The sequence below is a fragment of the Halobacillus massiliensis genome, assembly GCF_900166625.1.
GTDB lineage: Bacteria > Bacillota > Bacilli > Bacillales > Halobacillaceae > Halobacillus_A > Halobacillus_A massiliensis.
In genome coordinates, this window is the sequence record NZ_LT800499.1 from 2621955 (window position 1) to 2645830 (window position 23876).

General features: G+C 40.1%; 25 protein-coding genes and 1 riboswitch. Of the genes, 11 read left to right on the forward strand and 14 right to left on the reverse strand.

Annotation, left to right across the window (positions count from 1 at the left end; genetic code table 11):
* Window positions 1-43: 43 nt before the first annotated feature.
* Window positions 44-928, reverse strand: coding sequence for an SMP-30/gluconolactonase/LRE family protein (locus B7E06_RS13075; RefSeq protein ID WP_082234417.1), 885 nt, complete (start codon window positions 926-928; stop codon window positions 44-46).
* 160 nt (window positions 929-1088) lie between these two features.
* Window positions 1089-1200, forward strand: a riboswitch (SAM riboswitch).
* Between the two features lie 85 nt (window positions 1201-1285).
* Here B7E06_RS13075 and B7E06_RS13080 point away from each other — a divergent pair.
* Window positions 1286-2401, forward strand: a complete 1116-nt coding sequence (locus B7E06_RS13080) for a methionine biosynthesis PLP-dependent protein (RefSeq protein ID WP_082234418.1) — start codon at window positions 1286-1288, stop codon at window positions 2399-2401.
* 1 nt (window position 2402) lies between these two features.
* Window positions 2403-3581, forward strand: a complete 1179-nt coding sequence (metC, locus tag B7E06_RS13085) for a cystathionine beta-lyase (RefSeq protein WP_082234419.1) — start codon at window positions 2403-2405, stop codon at window positions 3579-3581.
* A gap of 94 nt (window positions 3582-3675) precedes the next feature.
* Here the strand turns inward: metC and B7E06_RS13090 are convergent, their stop codons facing one another.
* Complete coding sequence (locus B7E06_RS13090; protein ID WP_082234420.1) at window positions 3676-4116, reverse strand: cell wall hydrolase; 441 nt, start codon at window positions 4114-4116, stop codon at window positions 3676-3678.
* A gap of 494 nt (window positions 4117-4610) precedes the next feature.
* The gene (locus B7E06_RS13095) at window positions 4611-5903 is read right to left on the reverse strand and encodes a Na+/H+ antiporter NhaC family protein (RefSeq protein WP_082234421.1); all 1293 of its coding nucleotides are present in this window, start codon (window positions 5901-5903) and stop codon (window positions 4611-4613) included.
* 231 nt (window positions 5904-6134) lie between these two features.
* On the opposite strand from B7E06_RS13095, the gene B7E06_RS13100 reads away from it, so the two are divergent.
* The 4 genes from B7E06_RS13100 (at window position 6135) to B7E06_RS13115 (ending at window position 9471) form a co-directional block, all read left to right on the forward strand.
* Entirely contained in the window at window positions 6135-6557 is a 423-nt protein-coding gene (locus B7E06_RS13100) for a GNAT family N-acetyltransferase (protein WP_082234422.1), read from the forward strand.
* A gap of 16 nt (window positions 6558-6573) precedes the next feature.
* On the forward strand, window positions 6574-7224 hold the full coding sequence (locus B7E06_RS13105; RefSeq protein WP_082234423.1) for a YczE/YyaS/YitT family protein: 651 nt from the start codon (window positions 6574-6576) through the stop codon (window positions 7222-7224).
* A gap of 110 nt (window positions 7225-7334) precedes the next feature.
* Entirely contained in the window at window positions 7335-8894 is a 1560-nt protein-coding gene (locus tag B7E06_RS13110) for an ABC-F family ATP-binding cassette domain-containing protein (RefSeq protein ID WP_082234424.1), read from the forward strand.
* 415 nt (window positions 8895-9309) lie between these two features.
* The gene (locus tag B7E06_RS13115; protein ID WP_245807731.1) at window positions 9310-9471 is read left to right on the forward strand and encodes an aspartyl-phosphate phosphatase Spo0E family protein; all 162 of its coding nucleotides are present in this window, start codon (window positions 9310-9312) and stop codon (window positions 9469-9471) included.
* A 1-nt stretch (window position 9472) separates the two neighbouring features.
* Here B7E06_RS13115 and B7E06_RS13120 read toward each other — a convergent pair whose 3' ends face one another.
* From B7E06_RS13120 to B7E06_RS13140, 5 genes are read right to left on the reverse strand one after another with little or no spacing between them, the layout of a single operon-like run.
* Entirely contained in the window at window positions 9473-10069 is a 597-nt protein-coding gene (locus tag B7E06_RS13120) for a flavin reductase family protein (RefSeq protein ID WP_082234425.1), read from the reverse strand.
* Window positions 10070-10085: 16 nt separating this feature from the next.
* Window positions 10086-11330 (reverse strand): MFS transporter, encoded by a 1245-nt coding sequence (locus B7E06_RS13125; protein ID WP_082234426.1) that lies wholly within the window; start codon window positions 11328-11330, stop codon window positions 10086-10088.
* Window positions 11331-11346: 16 nt separating this feature from the next.
* Window positions 11347-12849, reverse strand: coding sequence for a sodium:solute symporter family protein (locus B7E06_RS13130; protein WP_082234427.1), 1503 nt, complete (start codon window positions 12847-12849; stop codon window positions 11347-11349).
* 2 nt (window positions 12850-12851) lie between these two features.
* Entirely contained in the window at window positions 12852-13106 is a 255-nt protein-coding gene (locus tag B7E06_RS13135; protein ID WP_082234428.1) for a hypothetical protein, read from the reverse strand.
* A gap of 51 nt (window positions 13107-13157) precedes the next feature.
* A complete protein-coding gene (locus B7E06_RS13140) occupies window positions 13158-14369 on the reverse strand; it encodes a CaiB/BaiF CoA transferase family protein (RefSeq protein ID WP_082234429.1) in 1212 nt (403 codons plus the stop codon).
* Between the two features lie 211 nt (window positions 14370-14580).
* On the opposite strand from B7E06_RS13140, the gene B7E06_RS13145 reads away from it, so the two are divergent.
* The 3 genes from B7E06_RS13145 (at window position 14581) to B7E06_RS13155 (ending at window position 16718) form a co-directional block, all read left to right on the forward strand.
* Window positions 14581-15246 (forward strand): GntR family transcriptional regulator, encoded by a 666-nt coding sequence (locus B7E06_RS13145; protein WP_082234430.1) that lies wholly within the window; start codon window positions 14581-14583, stop codon window positions 15244-15246.
* Complete coding sequence (locus tag B7E06_RS13150; RefSeq protein WP_082234431.1) at window positions 15246-16142, forward strand: hydroxymethylglutaryl-CoA lyase; 897 nt, start codon at window positions 15246-15248, stop codon at window positions 16140-16142. Before B7E06_RS13145 ends, B7E06_RS13150 begins: the two co-directional genes overlap by 1 nt.
* Before the next feature lie 81 nt (window positions 16143-16223).
* Window positions 16224-16718, forward strand: coding sequence for a L,D-transpeptidase family protein (locus tag B7E06_RS13155; RefSeq protein WP_082234432.1), 495 nt, complete (start codon window positions 16224-16226; stop codon window positions 16716-16718).
* Window positions 16719-16795: 77 nt separating this feature from the next.
* On the opposite strand, the gene B7E06_RS13160 is transcribed toward B7E06_RS13155, so the two are convergent.
* Complete coding sequence (locus tag B7E06_RS13160; protein ID WP_082234433.1) at window positions 16796-16984, reverse strand: anti-sigma-F factor Fin; 189 nt, start codon at window positions 16982-16984, stop codon at window positions 16796-16798.
* A gap of 212 nt (window positions 16985-17196) precedes the next feature.
* On the opposite strand from B7E06_RS13160, the gene B7E06_RS13165 reads away from it, so the two are divergent.
* Entirely contained in the window at window positions 17197-17571 is a 375-nt protein-coding gene (locus tag B7E06_RS13165; RefSeq protein ID WP_082234434.1) for an SET domain-containing protein, read from the forward strand.
* Window positions 17572-17617: 46 nt separating this feature from the next.
* Here B7E06_RS13165 and B7E06_RS13170 read toward each other — a convergent pair whose 3' ends face one another.
* Entirely contained in the window at window positions 17618-20350 is a 2733-nt protein-coding gene (locus tag B7E06_RS13170) for a UPF0182 family membrane protein (protein ID WP_082234435.1), read from the reverse strand.
* Window positions 20351-20583: 233 nt separating this feature from the next.
* Between B7E06_RS13170 and B7E06_RS13175 the strand changes: the two genes are divergently transcribed.
* Window positions 20584-20766: a small acid-soluble spore protein H gene (locus B7E06_RS13175; RefSeq protein ID WP_082234436.1), complete on the forward strand. Its 183-nt coding sequence runs from the start codon at window positions 20584-20586 to the stop codon at window positions 20764-20766.
* Window positions 20767-20792: 26 nt separating this feature from the next.
* Here B7E06_RS13175 and B7E06_RS13180 read toward each other — a convergent pair whose 3' ends face one another.
* The 4 genes from B7E06_RS13180 to B7E06_RS13190 form a co-directional block, all read right to left on the reverse strand.
* Window positions 20793-21323 (reverse strand): Rossmann-fold NAD(P)-binding domain-containing protein, encoded by a 531-nt coding sequence (locus B7E06_RS13180; RefSeq protein ID WP_082234437.1) that lies wholly within the window; start codon window positions 21321-21323, stop codon window positions 20793-20795.
* 116 nt (window positions 21324-21439) lie between these two features.
* Window positions 21440-21577: a hypothetical protein gene (locus B7E06_RS21885; RefSeq protein WP_179134050.1), complete on the reverse strand. Its 138-nt coding sequence runs from the start codon at window positions 21575-21577 to the stop codon at window positions 21440-21442.
* A gap of 114 nt (window positions 21578-21691) precedes the next feature.
* Window positions 21692-22351: a reverse transcriptase-like protein gene (locus tag B7E06_RS13185; protein WP_082234438.1), complete on the reverse strand. Its 660-nt coding sequence runs from the start codon at window positions 22349-22351 to the stop codon at window positions 21692-21694.
* Window positions 22352-22964: 613 nt separating this feature from the next.
* Window positions 22965-23612, reverse strand: a complete 648-nt coding sequence (locus B7E06_RS13190; RefSeq protein ID WP_245807732.1) for a TNF domain-containing protein — start codon at window positions 23610-23612, stop codon at window positions 22965-22967.
* Window positions 23613-23876 lie beyond the last annotated feature (264 nt).

Here is a 23876-nt window from a genome sequence, read left to right on the forward strand (position 1 = left end):
TTTAAAGAAATCTGTTAAATGGGACACGTAAATTACTTGAATACTATAAGAAACTCTTCCCTTTATAAGGAAAATTAGTGATTCCTTCAATCTCTGTTTTCACTTTAAATACCCCGCCGGCATAAGGATATTTGCTCAATTGTTCTTCTGTCATGTCTTTTTTAGCCGTTGTTACATATAATTCATTTAAGTTCGTCCCGCCGAACGTACAAGAAGTTACGTTTACTGCAGGGATATCAACAAAAGCCAGTTGTTCTCCCGTTTCAGGGTTCCAGCGGGAAACACCCCCGCCGGCAAAATGAGCAATCCATAGCATTCCTTCTTTATCGATTGTCATACCATCAGGAAAACCGCTATTCTCGGGAAATGTAAGTACATCAACTGGATTTGATATATCCCCTGATTCCATATGGTAATTGTATCGAACAACTTTTCCTGTAGGTGTATCGATAAAATACATGTACTTATGGTCAGGAGACCAGGTAATTCCATTTGATATGCCAAGGTTATCCAGCTTCTTCGTTACGGTCCCATCAAGATCAAGGCAGTACAAGGATCCCGTTGTTTTGTTTTCACCTTCATCCATTGTGCCTGCCCAAAACCGTCCATAGGGATCACATTTTCCATCGTTAAACCGATTTTCCGGGAGATGAACTTCTGGATCTTCAATTAGTTTGGCATTACCGTTTTTCCAATCTAGTTCATATAAGCCCGTCATTAAGGCGACAATGAGACCGCCTTTTTGGTTTATGGCTGCAGCACCTACAGGGCTATCGAAAAGGACTTCTTCCTTCTCATTTGTTTCTGTGTTAAAGCGGTGGATTTTCTTTTCTACTATATCCACCCAGTAGAAATGGTTATGTTCCGGATCCCATAAAGGACCTTCTCCTAAAGTTGATTGACTATTAATAACTAATTCAGCTTTCATATGTAAAAACTCCTTTTTCACCATTGTAGATTACATTCTATTCTTAAAGAAGAAATTCCTTTTAAATAAAAAAATTAAAATAATTCCATTTTACCCTTGTAAAAAGTGTCTTGTTCATGTAAATTAAATGGCAAGCAATTTTATCCAATAATTTAATATTCTCTTATCAAGAGAGGCAGAGGGACTGGCCCGTTGAAGCCTCAGCAACCACTGAATTTTCTTTCAGTACGGTGCTAACTCCAGCAAGCTGTAATTAGCTTGGAAGATAAGAAGGTGAATTCTACTGACGAAAGTCTTCTTCTTATCAACTAAGAGGAAGACTTTTTTTATTGACTTTGATTAAAAAGGAGAATCTTTATGTGTTCGAGGCAACCAGAAACGAAATTAGTCCATACCGGAAATAATAATAATGATCCATCAGGATCGGTTAACGCTCCCCTTCATTTATCAACCGCTTATGAACATCCCGGCATAGGTGAGTCGACAGGCTATGATTATACACGTACAGGCAACCCAACCAGAACTTTATTAGAAGCGTCTATTGCAGATTTAGAGAAAGGCTGTAAAGGGTTTGCATTCAGTTCAGGTATGGCTGCCATCCAAGGGGCCTTGTCCCTTTTTAAATCCGGTGATGAAATTATCGTTTCCGAAGATCTGTACGGAGGCAGTTATCGTTTGTTTGAATACCTTTCCAAACAATATGGCTTAATTTTCCGCTATTGTGACAGCCGGAAACTAAACGAAATTGAAGATTTTATCACGAATCAGACAAAAGCTCTTTATGTAGAAACACCGACAAATCCACTCATGCACCTTGCTGACATTGAAGAAATTTCACAAGTTGCAAGGAAACATGGGTGTCTGCTGATTGTCGATAACACTTTATACACTCCTTATTTGCAGCAGCCTTTAACGGAAGGAGCAGACATTGTCATTCACAGTGCCACTAAATACTTAGGGGGCCACAATGATGTACTGGCAGGTCTTGTCGTCGGTAAAGATCCAGATATTTGCGAGCAGATTGGATTTTACCAAAATACATCAGGAGGCGTACTTTCCCCCTTTGATTCCTGGCTGTTAATGAGAGGGATGAAAACACTGGCATTAAGAATGAAACAGCACGAATCGAATGCAAAAGAGCTGGTGGAGTATTTACACAACCACCCAGAGGTTAGTCACGTTTTCTATCCTGGAAAAGGGGGCATGCTTTCTTTCCGATTAAATTCTGAACACTGTATCGACCCCTTTCTTAGAAATTTATCAGTCATAACGTTCGCTGAAAGTCTTGGTGGAGTAGAAAGCTTTATTACCTATCCTGCGACACAGACACATGCAGACATTCCTGAAGAAAAAAGGCTCGCTTATGGAGTCTGCAACCGTCTCCTAAGATTTTCAGTCGGGATTGAACACCCGGAAGATTTAAAAGCTGATTTGGAGCAGGCGCTATTTAAATTACAAAAGGAGGAAGCATAACATGACTAATCCACACAGTTTTCAGACAAGATTACTTCATAACGACCATAAGGTGGATCGTGTAACAGGAGCAGTTAGTGTTCCTATCCAGCAGGCTTCCACTTACCACCAGGAAGATTTCGAAAATCCCGGCAAATATGACTACAGCCGATCCGGCAACCCGACTAGAGAAGCGCTGGAGGATATGATTGCTCAGCTTGAAGGAGGCAGTAAAGGATTTGCCTTTGCTTCAGGAATGGCCGCTATATCTACTGCGTTTATGCTGCTTTCCAAAGGAGATCATGTCGTGATCTCAGAGGACGTGTACGGTGGTACTTTTAGAATGATTCATGATGTGCTGACACGCTTTGGCATTGATCATACTTTTGTAAATATGACCGATCTGCACGCTGTAGCTACAGCCATCCAGCCGAACACGAAAGTCATCTATATTGAAACACCTTCCAATCCATTACTTAACATTACGGATATACAAGCGGTGGCAAAGCTCGCAAAAGCTAATAACTGTTTAACGTATGTGGATAATACGTTCATGACCCCTGCTCTCCAGCGTCCGCTGGAGCTTGGAGCCGACCTTGTCCTCCACAGTGCAACCAAATTTATTGCCGGACACAGTGATGTTGTCGCTGGTCTTGCCGTTACAAATCACTCAGAAATCGCTGATCAGTTGTCCTTTTTACAAAATGCTTTCGGTTCGATTCTTGGAGCCCATGATTGCTGGCTTGTATTAAGAGGATTAAAGACTCTTGACTGCCGCCTAAAACAGTCCTCTGAATCAGCTGAGAAGATAGCGAGACATCTGGCAGATCATCCTGCTGTTGAAGAAGTTTATTATCCTGGCTTCCGCACTCATCCAGGATCTTCCACTCACTCTTATCAGGCGAGCGGAGCCGGTGCAGTTCTCTCGTTTCGATTAAAAAACGCACGAGAAGTTAAAGCTTTCAGCCAAAACGTGGAATTACCTGTGTTTGCTGTCAGCTTAGGTGCAGTAGAATCCATTCTGTCTTATCCAGCGACGATGTCACATGCTTCTATGCCTAAAGAGGAAAGAGAAAAACGAGGGATTACTGATGGACTGCTTCGCCTGTCTGTAGGTCTGGAGAGTCCTGAAGATTTAATCCGTGACTTTGAAAAAGCGCTAAACTGCCTGCCCTCCCCACTGCAAAAGGTAGGGATATAAAGAAGTAAAATAAATAAAAGCAGCTTCCTACATGGAAGCTGCTTTTATTCTATCTCTGTTCATTTCAAGTTTAACGCCAATTAGGCAGCGAAGCTTACCCCATATATACGCTTTCACAAGTTCCAGCTGCTGGTTCATAATAACAATGATTTTTAAACTGACCAGCAAACGGCTGACCGTACCATGTTGGCGGACAAGGAGCATATGGATTGAAATACCAAAGAGCATATTTTGCAGGGTGTTCCCTCCAAAACTCCAGGTTCTGTCTGGCTAATCTTTTTTCTACAGATCTTGCTCTGTTATAAAATAAATTTCCTTTTTGCACGGCTTCAAATGAATAGTTATTTCCTTGGACCTGATAAATCACTTGTGGAATTGTCCTAACATCAGTAAAGTCCAAACAATCCGCAACGGCTCGATTAACGATGACATTTCCGACATAAAGCATGCCTTGTTTGCCTTCACCTTCGGCTTCTGCTCTCATCATCCTTGCCATCAAGGCAATGTCTGAATCTGTATATTTAACTCTTGGCAATTTTCTCACCCCAAATACATTTTTTAAATAAAGCCCGTATTAATGGCATGAATTAAAAAAGCTGTTAATGAAGGCTGTTAATGAATATGCAGAATTTTTTTGCTGATCATCGGCGGCTTTATCCTGTATATCTTTAATTATATGCGTTCCCCCCTGGATTTTAGTACCCTCGTTACCTATAGAAAACCATAAGAAAAAGCTCTCATGCCGAGAGCTTTTTCAGTCTAACTTAGGACTGCCAGAGGTAAACAAACAGTACGATTACAATTATGGACATTATATTCATCCAGAAATCGGCTTTCACCATGTCATCAATGGTTACATATTCCTGGCTAAGTACAGCCGCAATACTTCATAAAGCAGTTCTCCGACCCATTCGGTTAAACGCTATAAAGAATAATACAGCAAATAACCCCGATTGAGAATCAGCACAAACTTTTAATTGTCTCTTCCTAAAAAACCGGATGCTCCCTAAGGGTTCATCCGGTTTTTAATTATTGTTTGTTTCGAGTCGTAAATCGTGGAAACCTGAAAAAAATGGCCAGTATACCGCTTAATGCAAGGAGCATCGGATAAATACAGTAAGGAACGATTTCAACGGGAGATAGACTTGCTACTCCGGCAGCTGCTAGAATTTGAGCACCATACGGAATTAATCCCTGAACTGAACTTGCAAAAATATCAAGAACACTGGCTGATCTTCTCGGATCAATTCCAAATCGTTCAGAAATCTGCTTGGCCAGCGGACCTGCAGTTATTATAGAAATTGTATTATTCGCTGTAGAGAAGTTAACAGCACTAACAAGCCCTGCAATTCCGGCTTCTCCTCCGCGAGCACTATTCATTTTCTTACTGAATACTTCAAGCAGCCATGCGATCCCTCCGTTGCTTCGGATCAGCTCCACTAAACCGCCAAGTAAAATGGCAAGCATGGCGAGTTCCTGCATGCCCGTAAAGCCTTCTCCGAGAAGCTCCATAAAATCCAAAAAGGAAATCTCTTTAAGAACAAGTCCTACAGTACCAGCAAACAATATACCACCAATGAGTACAAATATGACATTAGCCCCAGCAACGGCAAAAGCCAGAACGCCCACATACGGAAGAACTTTTACAAGTTGAAAAGGGGTTTCCTCATCGACAGCTGACACAGCATCCGCTGTAATCAAGCCAAAAATTAAAGCAGTAATCAGAGCTGCCGGCAGAACGATAAAAAAGTTAGCCTTAAACTTATCTTTCATCTCTGTCCCTTGTGTCCTTACAGCTGCAATAGTCGTATCGGAAATGATAGATAAATTGTCGCCAAACATCGATCCACTAATGATCGCTCCCATCGTCACAGCTACGCTGATATCCGTCTGCTCGGCAACACCAAGCCCAATAGGAGCAAGTGCGACAATCGTACCGACAGATGTCCCCATCGATATTGAAATAAAACAGCATATAATGAAAAGACCGATCAGCAGTAAATTCTCAGGTAAAATAGTTAACCCAAGGTTTACGGTAGATTCGACTGCCCCCACCCCTTCTGCAACTGAAGCAAATGCACCAGCCAGCAGGAAGATGACTACCATTAAAATGATGTCCGGATTTCCGCCTCCTTTAGTTAATTGGCCAACTTTCTCGCCGAAGCTGGCTTTTCTGTTCATTAACAGGGCTGCAAAGATTGCAGCAAATAAAGCAACGAGAACCGGCATTTGGTAAAAGTCACCAAGGAACACCCCAGAGCCGATAAAAAGCACAATAAATATTAAGAAAGGAATAAGTGCTAGAGGGTTTGCCTTTATCATATAAATTACCTCCTTTAAAAACCTGAAAAACAACAAAAAACCTCCTCGGAAAGAAGGTTTCCCTCTGTCTTTGTAATAAATCTAGTCTTACATTACACGAAAAGCAAGCGAGTGACAAGCTCAAAACCTCTATAAACACGCAATTCGATGCAGGAATCTTTTGGTTAAAACCTCTCCTATGATACAATTTACGGAGCTGAAAATACAGAGTTTAGATCGGAGTCATAGTAAATGGAAGTAAGGGAGATTAAAACACGGGAAGAATTAGAGCAGGCATTTGAAATTAGAAAGTGCGTCTTCGTCCAAGAGCAGAATGTTCCTATTGAAGATGAATTCGACGAATGGGAGGAAGCAGCACTGCATGTCCTTGCTTCTTATAAAAATACACCTGCAGGAGCTGGACGTATAAGATTTTTTGAAAAAACAGCAAAGCTTGAAAGAATTTGTATTCTGCCTGCTTTTCGAAAAAATGGTATCGGAAAGGCGATCATTCATACCTTGGAGAAAATTGCGAGAGATAAAGGCTGTGTAAAGGTAATACTGCACGGTCAAGTACAAGCCGCGGGATTTTATCGTAAGCTTAACTATAGTATAGATTCTAAAGAATTTTTTGAAGATGGTATCGCCCACTACGTAATGGTAAAAAATTTATAAAAAGGGAGGAAGCTGTATGTCCATTCGCGCACGCCAAAGGACATTGTTTTACATCTGTGGAATTATTATTATGACATTAGGTATCGCCCTGACGATTCATTCCCAGCTGGGCACTTCCCCCTTTGATGCTTTACTTGTAGGTTTGTTTAGAACGTTCGGCTTAACAATAGGCAGCTGGGAAATCGTTGTCGGCTTTTCTATGATTTTATTTAATGCTATCGCTGAAAAAAAGAAGCCGGAATATTTTGCAGTGATTACCTCGTTAGTGACCGGCCTTTTTATTGATGTTTGGGTGTTTTCCACTCAAAGCTGGATACACCCCGATACTTTGGTTACCCAATTTATATGTTTAGGATTTGGAATCTTTTTTGCCGGTCTGGGAATTGCTATTAATCTTCAGGCGGATTTCGCCCCTAATCCATTTGACCGAACTATGCTTGTCGTTAAAAATCTAACAGGGTTAAACGTATCCATTTCAAGAGCACTTATCAGCCTGGTCCTTACAATAATCGCGTTTGTATTTAACGGACCAATTGGTGTGGGTACGGTGATAATTATGTTATTCAGCGGCATTCTCATCCACTTTTTCATGCCTTATATTGCCCGCCTTGACCAGGCGATGCTCAGCCAGACCGCATTAATTAAGAAAGAAAAAGCCCATCATTAGAATGCTTATCAGGGGGCTGTACTTTTTTGTTAAAAGTGCCCCCTACCGTTAAAGGGAATTCCCCTATATAATAGGTAACAGTTTAAATGAATAAGGAAAAGGTGTTTTAAATGAGTATACTAACAGTTAAAAATCTAAGCCATGGCTTTGGAGATCGTGCTATATTTGAAAATGTTTCTTTTCGACTGCTTCACGGTGAACATATTGGACTTATCGGTGCGAACGGTGAAGGAAAGTCCACCTTCATGAATATAATTACCGGAAAAATCGAACCTGACAGCGGCCAAATCAGCTGGGCGAAAAGAGCACGCGTCGGCTACCTCGATCAGCATGCGGACCTAAAAAAAGGAATGACGATTCGCGATGGCCTGCGGACAGCCTTTCAATACTTGTTTGATATGGAAGAAGAGATGAATCGCCTGTTTGGCAAAATGGGAGAAGTCGAACCAGAAGAATTAGAGAAATTGCTAGACGAAACCGGGCAAATCCAAGATGCGTTAACAAACAATGACTTTTATACAATTGATGCAAAAGTGGAAGAAGTAGCCAATGGACTTGGACTTGATGAAATTGGACTAGACCGTGATGTCCATGATTTAAGCGGCGGTCAGCGTACAAAGGTTCTGTTGGCTAAACTTCTTCTTGAAAAGCCTGATATTCTGCTTCTTGATGAGCCGACAAACTATTTGGACATCGAGCATATTAATTGGCTGAAAACCTATCTTCAAGAGTATGAAAATGCATTTATATTAATTTCACACGATATTCCATTCTTAAATAGTGTTGTCAACATAATTTATCATATGGAAAATCAGGAGCTTACCCGTTATCCGGGAGATTATAATGAGTTCCTTCGCGTCCACGAAATGAAAAAACAACAATTGGAATCCGCCTACAAAAAGCAGCAAAAAGAAATTGCCAACCTTAAAGACTTTGTAGCCAGAAACAAAGCTAATGCAGCTACAAGCAAAATGGCAATGTCACGTCAGAAAAAGCTCGATAAGATGGATGTTATAGAATTAGATGCAGAGAAGCCAAAACCATTGTTCAGTTTTAAACAAGCACGTACTTCTGGAAAAATGCTCTTTGATACAAAGGATCTAATTATAGGATATGAGGAGCCGCTCTCTCGTCCGCTAAACCTTTCAATGGAGCGCGGCCAGAAGCTTGCCTTATCGGGAGCAAACGGTATAGGAAAAACAACTTTGCTTAAAAGTATTCTTGGTGAAATCCAGCCCATTTCTGGTTCAGTGGAACTGGGTGATTATCTATATATCGGCTACTTTGAACAGGAGCTTAAAGAAGAAAATAACATGACATGTATTGAAGAAATATGGAAGGAATTCCCACATTTTACACAGCAGGAAGTCCGGGCTTCGCTAGCTAGATGCGGACTGACTAAAAAACACATAGAAAGTAAAGTGAAGGTGTTGAGTGGTGGAGAGAAAGCAAAAGTCCGCCTCTGCAAGCTGCTTAATAAAGAAACGAATCTTCTCGTATTAGATGAGCCGACCAACCATTTGGATGTGGATGCCAAGGCTGAATTGAAACGGGCTTTACAAAATTATAAAGGAAGCGTCCTGCTCATCTCCCACGAACCTGATTTTTACAAAGATATCGTAACAGATGTTTGGAACTGCGAAGACTGGACAACTAAAGTTTTCCACTAATAAAGAACGGCTTAATAAGCCGTTCTTTATTTTTTGTTTAAAAAAACCCCTTTCCATAACTTTCATCCCATCTAAAGTTCCATGCCCTCCTTCAAAACTGATTTCAATAAGAGCACAAGCCAATGGAGGAATATATGTATAAGGGGACAGTGATTAGTAACTCACCTACATATTGATCCCAGACTATCGTCCAGCCGAAAGCCATTTTTATCTTTACTTTCACTCAACTGTATTTTTTTGTAATTTTAAAAGATTTTCATGTCTCATAATGAAAACTTTTGTATTAGTTTGTTGAAGCTATTGCAAAAAATGGGAATAATAGGCATAATGTTTTCAGTTGTACTAACAAGTTTGTCCTAACAACTGTTAAGCAACCAGCAAAGAGCTCGAATTACATAGAAAGGAACGACAAAAAATGAACAAAATTATGAAGCCAACACCCTACAAACAAACGAAAGCTATTCAAAACAAAAGAAAAGAAATGATTGAACTAGGACTCAAATATGGACTAACTGACAACAGAACAGTTAAATGCAGCCAGCAGCTGGATGAGCTGTTAAACCGCCAGGCGAATTGACTTATTTAGGCAGTGTAAAAAAATCCTTGTTTTCACTATAGTTCCCGGCCAGTCTTCCTAACGGCCGCAGTTTCTCAAGGTTTACTTTATAGTCTTCCAAATAAAAAGATTCATCAATATGATAGAGAAGCAATTGTCCTATAATGAGATGATCTGTTCCAAGGTTTATTATTTCATGCAGCTTACATTCCATTTGAATCGGTGATTCCTTAACTCTTTTTGGCAGAACTTTTTCACTATCCACTGGAGTTAAGCCCGCCTCTTCAAACTCATCGATATGATTTGGAAGATTCCCTGCGCTTTTCTGCATAGCATTACCAAGAGGAGTAGAAACGATATTAATGACAAATTCTTTTTGATCCCGGATGTTGGTCAGCGTATCTTTAATAGTGCCCTCACGTTCTCCTACCCCTGGGCCAATGGAAATACACAGCATGGCAGGGTTTCTTGAAGCCACAGTAAAAAAGCTAAAAGGCGCTAAATTTTGCACCCCATCCGTGGAGATTGAAGATACCCAGGCAATCGGTCTTGGTACAACAGATCCGCTCAATAATTTGTACATATCTTTTACCGCTAAATCAGTTGGATCAAATTTCATAAAACTTCTCCTTCGTCTATATGGATTCGTCTGTCTGTCTCATCCTTGAAATGATGAATAAAAGAATGAGAACAATTCCCATTAATGAGGTGATTGTTAACCATCCAGCTGTGTAGCTACCCGTATTATCCACCATCGTTCCAAAGAAGGGCGGCACGAGAATGACTCCTAATGATCCAAGCATAATGCTGAATCCGCTCGATAAACCTGAAAGCTCTTTTGGTACGAGCTCTGAAGCTAAATTCATCCAAATTCCATTAAAGCCGGAAACGGCAAAGCCAAATACCATAATAATTGGAATCATGGCAGCAAAGGAAGTGCCTTCTGGTATGAACGCTACTGCCGTACTCGCTGATGCTGTTAATACAGCAATAATTATAATGATAACTAGTCTTTTACCATTAAAAATACGATCGCTAATCATTCCCCACCCTATGCGGCCCAGTGAACCGCAAATTTCAGAGATAACATAAAGCATCCCTGCAAAAAATAAGCTGATTCCAATTTTTTCATGGGCAAATAATACAATGTAAGTATTTAAACACATTTGAGAGCCGTTAAGAAACATGGCACTAATGCTCACAAATAATAATGGCTTGTGTTTCGCCATTGACAAAAGAGATACGTAAAAAGATTTTATAGACTGTGGATTTTTACTTCCTCTTTCTTCTACAGGATCTTTATAAGAAAGAAAGGCTAACACTCCTGCAAGGATAAGACCGAGACCTGCGCAAAATAAAACAGGCCGCCAGCCGTAAGAAGCAGCAAGCGGCAGTAAGAGAAAACCAGCCAGAGCCGAGCCCAGCGTAATGCCCATTTGTTTAATCCCCATAGCCGTCCCCCGGTTCGACTGTGTAAACCAATAGACAATCCCCCGATTTGTTGTCGGATGCATCCCTCCATACCCTAACCCACCGATAATAATGAGCACAATCAGCAGCCAATAATAAGCATTAAAGGTCATCACCATGAAGCTTAGGCCTAAACAGCAGGTCATTATTAATAAGAGCGGACGTGAACCAAACCTGTCCACTACAAATCCAGTAGGTATGGAAGCCAGCGCCTGACCGATAAACAAGGCGGAAGGCAAAAGGCCGATCTGAGCTTTAGACAGGGAAAAATCTTCGCCGATTAAAATACCGAGAGGTCCAAGGCTGCGGCCGATAAAAGCTACCATAATCTGGGCAATTAACAGCCACAGCAGCATTTTCCAAGGGTTTATTAAATTGTCAGGTGTATGGTTGGCTGATAGAGCCTTCATTCTTCATCATCTCTTTTTATGCTTCAATTTTTAAGGATGTCATTTCCTCTGCTTCTGACCGCTCTTTCGCTGATACATTCGAAATGAGCGAGCCAGTGACTGCGATTACGAAGTTTACAGCAAGACCGATAACTCCGCCATGTATTCCAAAGAGGGTACTATTTCCTGTAAGCGTCATACCGCCAGCAATCACAGCACCAGCCAACATCCCCCAGAAAACGGGTTTTGCAGCCATCTTATTCCAATACAAGCCTAGAATAAATGCCGGTGCTACTTGGACTAATAATTCAAATTTTAACACAAATATTTGGTAAAGGGTCCCTGGAGGATTCCAAGCGAGCCAAAGGAGTACAGCTACTACAGCGATTCCCCACAATTTTCCCACTTTTACCTTCTTGTGTTCTGAGGCATTCGGATTTACAAATTTACCATAAATATCATTGGAAATCATGGAGGAAAAGCTTAAAAGTACAGAGTCAGCCGTTGATATAATAGCGGCGACAATTGCCCCGAAAAATATGATCATTACCCAGTAATAAAGCGGGTGTATGGCAGCGATTTCATTTGCCATCATGCCCACAAGCTGTTCAGACCCTGATTCATTAAGACCAGGAAACATCATGATGCCGATAATACCAATTACAAAAACAAGACCCGTCGTAATCGGCGGCATCCACGCCATACGGGAAAAAGAGCGCTTTAATGTTCTTTCACTCTCAGCTGAGAAAATACGTTGGATGGCATGAGGATAAATGGCCGCACCAAACCCTACAAGCAGCAGCATACTCATCCAGTTCACAGAAACATCTATCGGCGGCACACCGACTTTTGCAGGATCTGTACTTGCGATATAGGAAGTGACATTTCCAAAATTCCCTCCTACTAAATATAAAGCTCCCGCTAAAAACACTAAAATTCCCACCATTAAAACTATACCTTGCATGACATCTGTAAAGGCCACAGCTCTCATTCCGCCCATCCATTCATACACAAGCATAACGAGAACAAACGCAATAACTGCAACTTGATAAGGAATTGTACCGCCTGTAAGGCCGGCAACTGCCTGACCGATAGCGACAAGCTGTTCCAGAAGGTAATTCCCCAGACCCCAGAGCATTAAAAAGATCGCCAAAATTGTAACCGCTTTCGATTTAAAGCGATATTGAATCCAGTCCGTTGGAGTAACAAAGTTTCTTCTTTTAGAGATCACATAAAGACGTGGGGCAAAAAGGAGATAAATCCCGATAATTATGGTCATAAAAGAAATGGACTGCAGCCAGCTAAACCCCGTACGATAAGCTGTAGGAGCATATCCAATAATAGTGTTTCCACTATACTGTGTAGCGTAAAGAGTGAAAAATAAAGCAATAATCCCTAAATTTTTTCCTGCTAAATAATATCCTGATAAACTTTCCTGTATGTTTTTTCCTCTGCCCGCCAAGTAACCAATCAGAAGCATAACTGCAGCATAAGAAGCCAGAATGATTACACCATCTGCCCCTGCAAATGCTAATTCCATACTTATCCCTCCTTAGTCATTCTCTTTTGTTCCTCTTCATCTTCAACAATGTTCCACTGTGAAACACTGAGCCAGCTTAAATATGCACATAAAACAATTGAAAAAAACAGTGAAGTTAACGCCCAGTAAGGGAAACCAAGAATAATCGCCACTTCTCCCCCTCTTGGAAAATACCAGGGAACAATTGCGAGAAGAATTAATACAAAACCTATCCAAATCCATTTCTTCTTAATCGGTTCCTTTATTTCTTTCTGCATGGAATTTCTCCTTTCTTATTTGAAAATTCAAAAAACTAAACTTAAAAATTTTTAAATAATTCCGTTTGATTTCAACTTTTTCACTTGTTCATCCGAATAGTTTAACAACTCCCTGTAGATGGTTTCATTATGTTCTCCCATTGCAGTGGATCCTGGATGCTTAATCTTTCCAGGAGTACGGCTTAGTTTCGGTACAATTCCCGGCATAGGAAAATCACCAAGATCAGGGTGATCAACGGAAACGATCATTTCTCTTTCTTTATAGTGAGGGTCTTCAACAATATCTTTAGCCGAATAAATTAAGCCCGAAGGCACTCCTTTTTCTTCTAGGATGCTGAGTGCTTCCTTTGCCGACAATGTTTTTGTCCATTCTTCAATAAGTAAATCAAGCATCTTCATATTTTTTCCTCTCGCCTCATGTGTAGCGTAGTCTGGATCATCAGCCAGTTCTTCCTGCCCCATTGCCTGGCAAAGTCTACGGAAGACCCCATCTGCATTGGCACCAATCACAATATATGTTTCATCTTCTGTCAAATAAATATTTGATGGAGCCACACCTGGAAGAATGTTACCCATCCGTTCTCTTACAAAGTCAGCGAGCAGATAATCCGGAACTAAGCTTTCCATTACAGAAAAAACTGATTCATATAAAGCTGTATCCACAACCTGTCCCTTTCCGGAGATAGTCCGTTCATTTACGGCCACAAGACATCCGATCGTAGCAAACATGGCGGCTAGGGTATCCCCGATTGAAATTCCAATCCTCGTCGGTGCTCTATCCGTATAGCCAGTAATATGTCGTAATCCTCCCATTGCTTCTCCTACACTCCCGAAGCCGGCACGCTGTTTGTAAGGGCCCGTCTGTCCAAAACCTGAGGTGCGCACCATAATTAACCGCGGGTTTATCTCTGATAACTCTTCGTATGAAAGGTTCCATTTTTCCATTGTTCCCGGACGAAAATTCTCGATTAGTACATCTGCTTCTTTAATTAAATCCTTTAGAACATCTTGTCCTTCTTTTTCACGAAGATTGATTGTCACTGATTTTTTGTTACGTGACTGAATAGGCCACCAAAGCCCTGTGCCATTTACCTCTTTCCCCCATTTACGCATTGGATCGGCTTTGCCAGGCGGCTCTACTTTAATTACTTCAGCTCCAAAATCGGCTAACAGCCTTCCTGAGAATGGTCCGGCAAGCAGCGTTCCCAATTCGATTACTCTTAAATTTTCCAGGGGCAAATGCCCGTCTTCATTATTAATCATTTCCTTTCCTCCCTGTTTAAAAATGTAATTTTCTGAATGTTGTGTACAATCCTAACAGACTTGTATACAAAAAATCAACTCATTTTTTGAAAGCGGTTTATTAAACTAAAAATATCGTTCTTTTTGTATAAAAAAACCATTATAACTCAAAATAATTAGAAAATATTGATAATTGTCTTTTCATTGTATACAATGAAAACGAGGTGTTGAAATGAACGCATACAATTTTATAAAAGACGGTATTATTCAAGGTAAATATCAGCCAGGCATGCGTCTTACCGAAGAGAAGCTTGCTCACGAACTACAAATCAGTCGGACCCCTATTCGTGAAGCTATTAAACAGTTAACGACCGAAGGTTTAATCGTTCCTTTAAAAAGGGGCATAAGTGTTCGAAACTTTACAAAGGAAGATATCCGACAGATTTACGATTTACGAACATTGCTTGAGGGCTATGCAGCAGGACAGGCGGCTGTCAATCGGACGAAGGACGACTTGGCTAAAATGTCTAAAGCCAATGAATTATATGAACAGGCCATTGAACAATATGTAGAAGGTGATTTCAACTCCATCGTAAGAATCGTGGAGATGAACCAACAATTCCATGAATCTGTTGTAGCTGCATCTAAAAATGAACACATTCATTTTCATATTTCTAAAGTCGTAGTAGTACCTATTGTCTTTCGCTCTTTCTATTGGTATGATCACGAGAAATTAAAGAGGTCTCTTGATTACCATAAAATTCTTTTACAAGCGATTGAGAGCAAAGATACAGATCGAGCCCGGATAGCGATGCATGAACATATATATCAAGGGAGAGACCAGGTGCTTAAGCATCTCGATGAAATAAAGAGTGACCACTTAGAGGAGGAACTTTGATGATAGAAATCTGCGAGGTCGGACCGAGAGATGGTTTGCAAAATGAATGTAAGATCGTGACTACAGATAAAAAAGTAAAACTGATCGAAAAGCTGATCGATGCAGGCATCCGAACACTTGAAGTTGTGTCTTTTGTTAATCCAAAAGTTGTGCCTCAGATGTCAGACGCAGAAGATGTTTTAGAAAGACTCCCCCGATTGGAAGGTATCCGTTATGGTGGTCTTGTTTTAAGCCGGTCTGGTTTAGAACGTGCCCAGAAAACTTCAGTGGATTACTTACATGTCGCTATGACTACAAGTGACGCATTTAATTTAAAAAATGCCAAGCGAACAGTAAAAGAAAGTACAGAAGAATTAACCAAAGTAATACGTGAAGGCGTGGAAGCCGGAAAGGGTGTATCGGGAATATTAGGTACAGCCTTTGGCTGCCCATATGAGGGTGAGGTGCCGATCGAGAGAATATTAGAGTCAGCAGAATCTTTTTTAAGCGCCGGCTGCCATGAATTAACACTTGCCGATACTACAGGCATGGCCAACCCCGCACAGGTGACAAAAACAGTAAAGGCCTTTCAAAAGAAATTTGGAAAAGACTTGAATTTAGGACTTCACTTCCATAATACTCGTGGTTTAGGACTTGCCAATACTTTATCAGGATATGAAGCAGGTATCCAAAGGTTTGATTCTTCAATCGCCGGACTAGGGGGCTGCCCGTTTGCACCAAAAGCTGTCGGAAATGTATGCACCGAAGACATGGTAAATATGTTTGAAGGAATGGGAATCAACACAAATACTAACCTGACCAAGCTCATAGAAACAGCTAAATGGATGGAAGACTATATGGATCGTCCTCTTGATGGAATGATAATGAAAGCAGGTATTGCCCAGACAGCTCAATGAGAGCTGTCTTTTTAGTTTTTAAGCCATTGCAACATTATTTTTCTTTTTCATAAGATATAAAAAAGCGCGGAGGTGCTTTTCATGATTCACACGGTCAGGCCAGGTGAAACACTGTACCAGATCTCTTTGGATTACCGCACCCCATTATATGAAATCATTAATGCCAACCCTTCGATTAATCCTAATCTTATTTATTCTGGGCAATCTATTGTCATTCCAGGCTTTCCTGATCCCAACACACTTCCTTATCAAGTCGAAATCTTACTAAACAGCAAGCAGCTTAAGCTATATCGTAACGGTAGTCTGCAGAAGACATATCCTATTGCGGTTGGAAAAATGCTGAGCTCAACCCCTACAGGTAATTTTATTATTATAAATAAGGCACCAAACCCAGGTGGTCCATTTGGAACGATGTGGATGAGTTTGTCGAAAGAACATTATGGGATTCATGGCACTAATGATCCCAGCTCGATTGGCAATGCCGTATCTAAAGGCTGCATCCGCATGTATAACGAGGATGTAGAAGAACTGGCCCGCACCATTCCAATCGGAACACCCGTTTATATTCATCCATAAAAAATCGCCTCTCATCAAGAGGGACGATTTTTTTAATTCAAGCAGTACCTATGAACATAAATTTTTTTCTAACCTGCTTATTCCTCTTCCTTACAAGCATCGCAAATCGTTTTAATATCAATTCCACGCTCACCCTGCATTGTAATCCCTTGTTGTTCATCCGAATCATTTAGTAAATCGAAGCCCAGCTGGGCTGGATCCGATTGTTGAGCATCAACCTCGCCTACTTGACGCTCACATTGCCGGCAGAAGTAACGAATCTTCATCTTTTTCCTCCTGATAAGGTCATAGTGATGAATAGTCTGTTCAAAAAAGAATATTTTATGCTTAACGGCCTTTTTCAAGAGTTTTGTCCATTTAAAAAACTTTTACTTTGCAGTGCTGTTTAATTAGTTATAATAATTAAATTTGCTTTTCGAGGATTTGAATGTCAGACTATAGTAGGTTTATTAATTACAGAAAGGACAGGTGGCTAAATATGATTGAAGTGCGAACTTCCTCCCTCACCGACGATAATTTCAACAGAGGGGTTTTTGCTACACGTAACATTCAGAAAAAAGAGCTTATTCACAAAGCCCCTGTGATTCCTTATCCAAATAACGAGCATAAATTTATTGAACAGACAAGGTTGGCTGATTACGCATTTGAATACGGAGAGAATCACACAGCATTTCTCTTAGGCTTCGGAATGTTGTTTAACCATTCCGCAGCTCCTAATGCAAATTATAAAATTAATTTTGACAACGATACTTTCGATTTTTATGCCTATAAGGATATTAAAGCAGGAGAAGAAGTCCTCATTAATTACAATGGATTCGTCGATGATAAAGAACTTTTATGGTTTGAAAAATAAAAAGGCTGCCCTATAAGTCATAAAAGACTTAGGGCGGCCTTTTTTATTATTCCTGACCTGCTTCAGCTAGGCGGTTCTCGATTTCTGCCATAATAGATCCTGCTTCTTCCCAGTTGCCGTTGGATAGAGCTTCCTGATACTGATCAAACATACCAGAAATTTCCTGAAGAATTTCTTCTGATTGAATCATTTCCTGCGGATCAGCTGGTTCTGCCTGCTCATCCTCTTCCCCGCTTTCCACCTCAGGATCGATCCGTCCGAGCATAGTTTCTAACGCATCATCAAATGTCGGCTCCATGACGATCTCATCCCCATAAGCTAAAATTACCTGTTTAACTTCTGGAAGAGACGTCTCATTAGATGATTCTATATAAATAGGTTCTACATACATCACAGTATCTTCGATCGGAATTGCTAATAAGTTTCCTCTAATTACTTCAGAACCTCCCTGTGACCAAAGGTTCAGCTGCTGAGATATCGAACTATCCTGATTGATTCTGTTTTCTATCTGCTGAGGTCCGTAAACATTGCGTTGTTTAGGGAATTGGTAAACGAACATTTCCCCATAACCATCGCCATCATTTCTAACGCCCATCCAGGCAATCATATTCTGTCGGTTTCTAGGAGTATAGGGCATCATTAGAATGAACTCTTCCTCGTCGTATTCTGGAAGTTTCATTGTTCCGTAATAAGGCTCCATGGTTACATCTTCGTTAAAATATTTTTCTGTCGGGAACTGCCAGAAATCTTCCCTGTTATAAAAAACTTCCAAATTCGTCATGTGATATGTTCCATACATTTCTGACTGAATCTTAAACATGTCGATAGGATAACGGAAATGATTGCGCACATCATCTGGTATCTCTTCCGTTAATAAATCAGGGAACATTTTTTGATATGTCTGCACTAAAGGCTCTTCAGGATCCACTGCGTAGAAATTCACTTCTCCGGTATAAGCATCTACTTCAACTTTCACTGAATTTCGGATATAGCTTTCGTCCCCTTGATGAGGTTCAGAATATGGATATCGTTCAGCCGTTAAATAAGCATCAATCAACCAGGCAAGACTTCCATCGTCACGAACGAAAATATAAGGATCTTCATCATAGGTGAAAAATGGAGCGATCCTTTGAACACGTTCCATAACATTACGCGTATCAAGCAGCTGGCTGTCTTCATTCAGCTGGTTAGATACGAGCATTCTAAATGATCCTTCATTAATCGCAAACAGCAGACGGTTTATTCCACTTAAGGGTATTCCGCTGTCGGCTTCGTAACGCGTAGACATATTCTCATCTCCAGCTGGATAATCAAATTCATCTACTTCACTGTTCACAATTACGTTTTGTGAGTTCTCTTCACCAAAATAAATCTCAGGACGATTAACGTCTAGGACTCCTTCTGGCGGAAGGTTTTTAAGAATATATTCTGGCTGACCTTGTGAAGTAATTTCATTGACATTACTCATCGCTACGCCATAACCGTGAGTATATCTTAAATTCTCATTCACCCATGTTTTTGCCTGGTCAGGCAAATCAGCCGTGTTTAACTCCCGTGCCCCAATGAATACTTGCTGATATTCTCCATCAATATTATATCTGTCAATGTCTATATCATTGTATCGATAATATGTTCGGAATGTCTGAAGCTGGTTGTAGATATCAAGAATCGGCCGGGCATCGTTTATTCTGACATTATCAATTGTCTGCTGGTTTCTTTCAATCATACTCTGATCGAGACTCTGATTACCTGGATGTTCTCTCACATCGATATTAGCCAAATCATAAGCTGTTCTAGTAAATTCCAGGTTGTGCTCTAAATAGGGGCTCTCTCTTGAAAATTCGTTAGGGGAAACGACGTAATTCTGTACAATGATTGATGCGCCTTGTGCAGCGATTAGTACAATGACATAAGCAGCAATAGGATAAATCATTCTCCTTACATTTCCCCGTGTCAATATTAATATCATCCATACTGCGCAAATAACGGCGACCGCCGCCAGAACGTAAGAGGCCGGATTATTCAAGACTTTGTCTGTATAGCTCAGACCATGTACGACGCTACTTTGAAATAAGTTTACTTGATTCGTTAATAACGATTCATAAGGCTGCATAATATGCATAGCCGCTAACATTAAACCAATAAATCCTAGCGTTGTCCCCATATGCAGCTGAGCCATCCGGCTCAAGCGGTACATATTAAATACAGAATAAAAACCCGTTTGAACGAGCAGCAAAACAACAGCCAGACCAAGGAGGGTAAATACGGTAAACTCTAAAAACGGAAGAATAAACATATAAAAAGAAATATCCATCCCAAAGTGAGGATCCTGTTCGCCAAATGAAGCACGATTAAGAAATTTCAGCCAAAGTTCCCAGCCTACCCCTTGTACGATACTGCTTCCGATCAGACCCACAAATAAAGCTATCCCTAAAATCGAAAGCCTGCTCCATTTCTTTGACTGAACGACAGCAGGCAGCTGTTCCGGCTGAAAGTGCCCAAGATAATTTCTTCGGACCCAGGATAAAGTCCAGTAAGTCGCCACAAAGAATAAGAGAAACCCTATGCCTCCAAGCAGCACCTTACTTCCCAGGATCGTTATATACACTTGCTTAAACCCAAGGGTGTCCATCCATATGTAGTCTGTAATCCACGACAACGATAACCATCCTATAAAAAGAATGATTAATAGCAGACTAAAAACCTTCCCTATAATAGATAAAGTCTTTTTAGCCAGTTGTGTCTGCTTTGGGCGGAATGTTTTTGTTTTTTTATCCAACCCATCTCCCCCTCTCGCTTACTATTGTAAGGTCTATTACTTTATACGTAGCTTAACGTAATATATACGTATAACTGTCCCTCTTACCTTACGAATGACCTTCTCCTTTTGTTTCACTTTTTTATTTATTTTGTTATGTAAAAATATGGATATTATTTTCCCATTAACATGACCGTATGATCTGTACACGGAACGTAAATCCTATAAACAGCCTTGATTAAGGAGGGATTCAATTGCAGGTACAGAGAGCTCAGGAAATCGCCGATTCTCCCGTAATGGCTGATGTAACATATAACGCTCAGCCCATTTATATTCAGCATGTTGACGAAAAAAATCTAACAGCACGTATCTTTCCTCTGGATAACCCCGAAGAGGAATTAGAAGTATCTTTGAACGAACTAAAAGAAAATCATTAGTAAAACCACCCTAATAGGTGGTTTTCTTATGGGTTCACACGGCCAATATTTGAAGTAGCCCGCGGTGAATGCATGGCTTCATAAACTCCTGAAGAAATTTCAGAATGGGTAAGCCAGCGCATATGATCTTTTTCCATGACGTGTCCTAATATCACTTGTTTATATGTACACAGCAGACCGGTCTTAGGGGAAAAATTTTGAGCGGGGTTTCCTGCCCTGCTCCCCTTTACATGAATGAGCTCCCATTCTCTTCTCTGAACGGACGAAAAAAGATTACACATCTCCTGCAGGGTGTGATACCCCGTTTCGTGAAACCATGCGACTACTTTCTGAACCGGTCTCTGCCCGCTAATCTTACTTACTTTATTAATAAAGTATTCAGCATTTGTATAATCTGCTGATATAATATGGAGTTTAGCTGGATGTTCAGCCTGCTCCTGAACTCTCTTCAGCTTCGTTAAATTTCTGCCAATCACAGACACAGTCTGGCCTTCTTTATTTAACTTTAAGGCTAGTTCTTTCAGCATTCCGCTCCCGCCGATTATTAATATATGCAAATTCCTCCCCCTTTCTATGATTGTCCTCTCAAACAGTAGACCATATCTTCTTATGTTTCAACTATAACAATAATAAAAATAAGCCTGAAGAGATTACTCTTCAGGCTTATCACTTTTTATTCAAAATCGTCCGGGTTTTTCTCATCACTTATTCCGCGCTTACCATCCATCCGGCTTTTTTCCTCCGGTGTATGCGCTGACGAGATAATATTGCCTTCTGCATCATATTGAATCTTTTCTTTCTTATCCTGCATTTTTAGAGTACCTCCTGTTATTGATGTACTCTTATCGTTCCAAATTCCTTATATTTTAATCTAAATAATATACCTAATTACACACGTCCCTTTAAATACAGTATGTTAACACAGCTAATTCATTTCACTTGTACTCGTAATTTCCACATCATTTAAAGCCTGAGAAGCCAATCGGTCTGCTTCCCTGTTTTGCTTTCTGGAGATGACATTATAAATAGGATTTATCCCCATTTTCTTCATTTTTCCTTCGATCCGATCCGCCCAGTCATTTAGATCCTTTTCAAGCGTTGGCCACTCACCTTCCAACTGATTTAGTACGACTTGAGAATCTCCAGAGAACTCTACAGTTATATGATGAATGTTCAACAGGTCAAGCTCTGATAAAGCAAGATGAAGAGCTGCATATTCTGCTTCATTATTAGAGTTCAGTTGTTCCACTAAAGCATTTTTACGAAGGCGGAATGATTTTCCATTTTGATCGTAATAAACGACACAGCCTAAACCTGATTTTCTCGTTTTTAAATCATATCCGCCATCAAAGTATACCTTTATGTTATGCGGCTCTGTCTGGATCCCTTTTAAATATTCTCTTAATTCCTTGAAACTCCAGGGATTCCCGCTTAACGAGTCAATAAATTCCAGATGCTTCACACGGCCAGTTTTTTCGAAATCTTCAGCGACTATCAGCGCTTTTTCTGCTTTCATTTCATCCGATCGAAACATCGTCATTAAACCTTTTGGAGTAACGTATGTAATCTCCATTCTCACTTCCATGTAAAACACCTCTGCTTATAAATAATTTATTAGTAAACTTCCCTCTTTTTTAACAAATTAATTATCCATAAAATCCCTTTTCATTCAGCAATCAATAAGCAAATAAACAAGACTTTTGTCAAGTTTTAAAACTTTATCTGAATAATAATAAATAAATCGTTTTTTTAATAATAGTTACCGTATATGGGTATTAATATATCATATAACTTGTTATGATATAGATAGTCTCATTATAGTGAGATAAGAAATCAAACTTCGGTAAAAGTTATCTCGCGAATATAAAATGGGGCACTGAGGCTATATTATGCTTTATAGAGTCGTAGGTTTAATGAAAGGCGGCAGTCTCGTATCTTTCTGTCAGGAAAATGAGGAATATACCTTTTCGACTAGGGCAAAGGCTCAGAGCTTCTTAGAGAATATAAAATCTGAACAGGTTTTACCTTCAAACTATCAGCTTAAGATCGAAAAAACGATCCACTAATATAAGATGAGCAGCTCTTAAAGGACGCCGATAAAAGGCGTCCTTTTTTATTTGTTTTCAAAACATCATATTCAGATATAACTCAACTAAAAGAAAAGCCCAATTCCTGATAAGAAGAATTGAACTTTATTTTTATCTATCGGGAGACGGAAATCTGGCTGCTGCAAAGAACGGTGTACTTGACCCAGGATTATATGCTGCTAACGCTCCTGCAATAGAGCTCTCCATAAAAATTTCCACTCTGTCCCCTGCTTCCAACTGTAAAATTGAGGAAACTTGAACTGCATTTAAATTCGCTACACCAGTTCCCCAGAAATCATTGTCAGCTGCTTCATATGGATTACCATTAATTCTAATTTCAACCCTGGCCCTGTAATTCGTTTCATTGTTTTCCGGAGCGAAAGAAATTTGCCCCTGTACTAAATAAACTCCATCTCTTTTTGGAATAAAAACGGAGTTATTCGGACGATATTCCCCTCTTAAGTCAAACTGCTGGTCTTGATAGAATACTTTAATTTCTTCATTTGCTTCCACGCTTACACTCTCTGTTGAAACCGCACGAAATGCTGAAGCTCTAGTTGAAGTATTAAAACCATTATCTGTTCCTATATTAATGGTAGGGTTCCCGATGTTAGCAAGTTTATCTACTTGGCCCTGGAGCTGACCTTGAAGCTGGCCTTGTCCCTGTCCTTGTCCCTGACCTTGAACTTGATCTCGATCATTTTGACATTTTCTGCAGGAACCATAGTATTGGCTGTTTTCATGTCCATATCCACTCATAACTATCACCTGCCTTTTCCTTTTGTATAGGTTGATAGATGCAACCTTTTATATCCTATGTAATATTTCCAAAGAGGGAAGGGTTTTTGTCCAAACTATTTTCAATATAGTGAGTCTTTCCATGTTAAAAATGTAATCTTTTATAGGATGCTGATCAGGGCGTTTCTATTGTATTTCAAATTTATAGATAGAAATTAATTCCTATAGATGGTAATTTTATTAAGAAAAAGCCCAGATTCCCCAAATGAGGAAGTGAGCTTTAAT

Coding starts and splice junctions, on each gene's coding strand:
- B7E06_RS13075 (WP_082234417.1), bottom strand. CDS start 928: ATGAAAGCTGAATTAGTTATTAATAGTCAATCAACTTTAGGAGAAGGT.
- B7E06_RS13080 (WP_082234418.1), top strand. CDS start 1,286: ATGTGTTCGAGGCAACCAGAAACGAAATTAGTCCATACCGGAAATAAT.
- metC (WP_082234419.1), top strand. CDS start 2,403: ATGACTAATCCACACAGTTTTCAGACAAGATTACTTCATAACGACCAT.
- B7E06_RS13095 (WP_082234421.1), bottom strand. CDS start 5,903: ATGATAAAGGCAAACCCTCTAGCACTTATTCCTTTCTTAATATTTATT.
- B7E06_RS13100 (WP_082234422.1), top strand. CDS start 6,135: ATGGAAGTAAGGGAGATTAAAACACGGGAAGAATTAGAGCAGGCATTT.
- B7E06_RS13105 (WP_082234423.1), top strand. CDS start 6,574: ATGTCCATTCGCGCACGCCAAAGGACATTGTTTTACATCTGTGGAATT.
- B7E06_RS13110 (WP_082234424.1), top strand. CDS start 7,335: ATGAGTATACTAACAGTTAAAAATCTAAGCCATGGCTTTGGAGATCGT.
- B7E06_RS13115 (WP_245807731.1), top strand. CDS start 9,310: ATGAACAAAATTATGAAGCCAACACCCTACAAACAAACGAAAGCTATT.
- B7E06_RS13120 (WP_082234425.1), bottom strand. CDS start 10,069: ATGAAATTTGATCCAACTGATTTAGCGGTAAAAGATATGTACAAATTA.
- B7E06_RS13125 (WP_082234426.1), bottom strand. CDS start 11,330: ATGAAGGCTCTATCAGCCAACCATACACCTGACAATTTAATAAACCCT.
- B7E06_RS13130 (WP_082234427.1), bottom strand. CDS start 12,849: ATGGAATTAGCATTTGCAGGGGCAGATGGTGTAATCATTCTGGCTTCT.
- B7E06_RS13135 (WP_082234428.1), bottom strand. CDS start 13,106: ATGCAGAAAGAAATAAAGGAACCGATTAAGAAGAAATGGATTTGGATA.
- B7E06_RS13140 (WP_082234429.1), bottom strand. CDS start 14,369: ATGATTAATAATGAAGACGGGCATTTGCCCCTGGAAAATTTAAGAGTA.
- B7E06_RS13145 (WP_082234430.1), top strand. CDS start 14,581: ATGAACGCATACAATTTTATAAAAGACGGTATTATTCAAGGTAAATAT.
- B7E06_RS13150 (WP_082234431.1), top strand. CDS start 15,246: ATGATAGAAATCTGCGAGGTCGGACCGAGAGATGGTTTGCAAAATGAA.
- B7E06_RS13155 (WP_082234432.1), top strand. CDS start 16,224: ATGATTCACACGGTCAGGCCAGGTGAAACACTGTACCAGATCTCTTTG.
- B7E06_RS13160 (WP_082234433.1), bottom strand. CDS start 16,984: ATGAAGATTCGTTACTTCTGCCGGCAATGTGAGCGTCAAGTAGGCGAG.
- B7E06_RS13165 (WP_082234434.1), top strand. CDS start 17,197: ATGATTGAAGTGCGAACTTCCTCCCTCACCGACGATAATTTCAACAGA.
- B7E06_RS21885 (WP_179134050.1), bottom strand. CDS start 21,577: ATGCAGGATAAGAAAGAAAAGATTCAATATGATGCAGAAGGCAATATT.
- B7E06_RS13185 (WP_082234438.1), bottom strand. CDS start 22,351: ATGGAAGTGAGAATGGAGATTACATACGTTACTCCAAAAGGTTTAATG.
- B7E06_RS13190 (WP_245807732.1), bottom strand. CDS start 23,612: ATGAGTGGATATGGACATGAAAACAGCCAATACTATGGTTCCTGCAGA.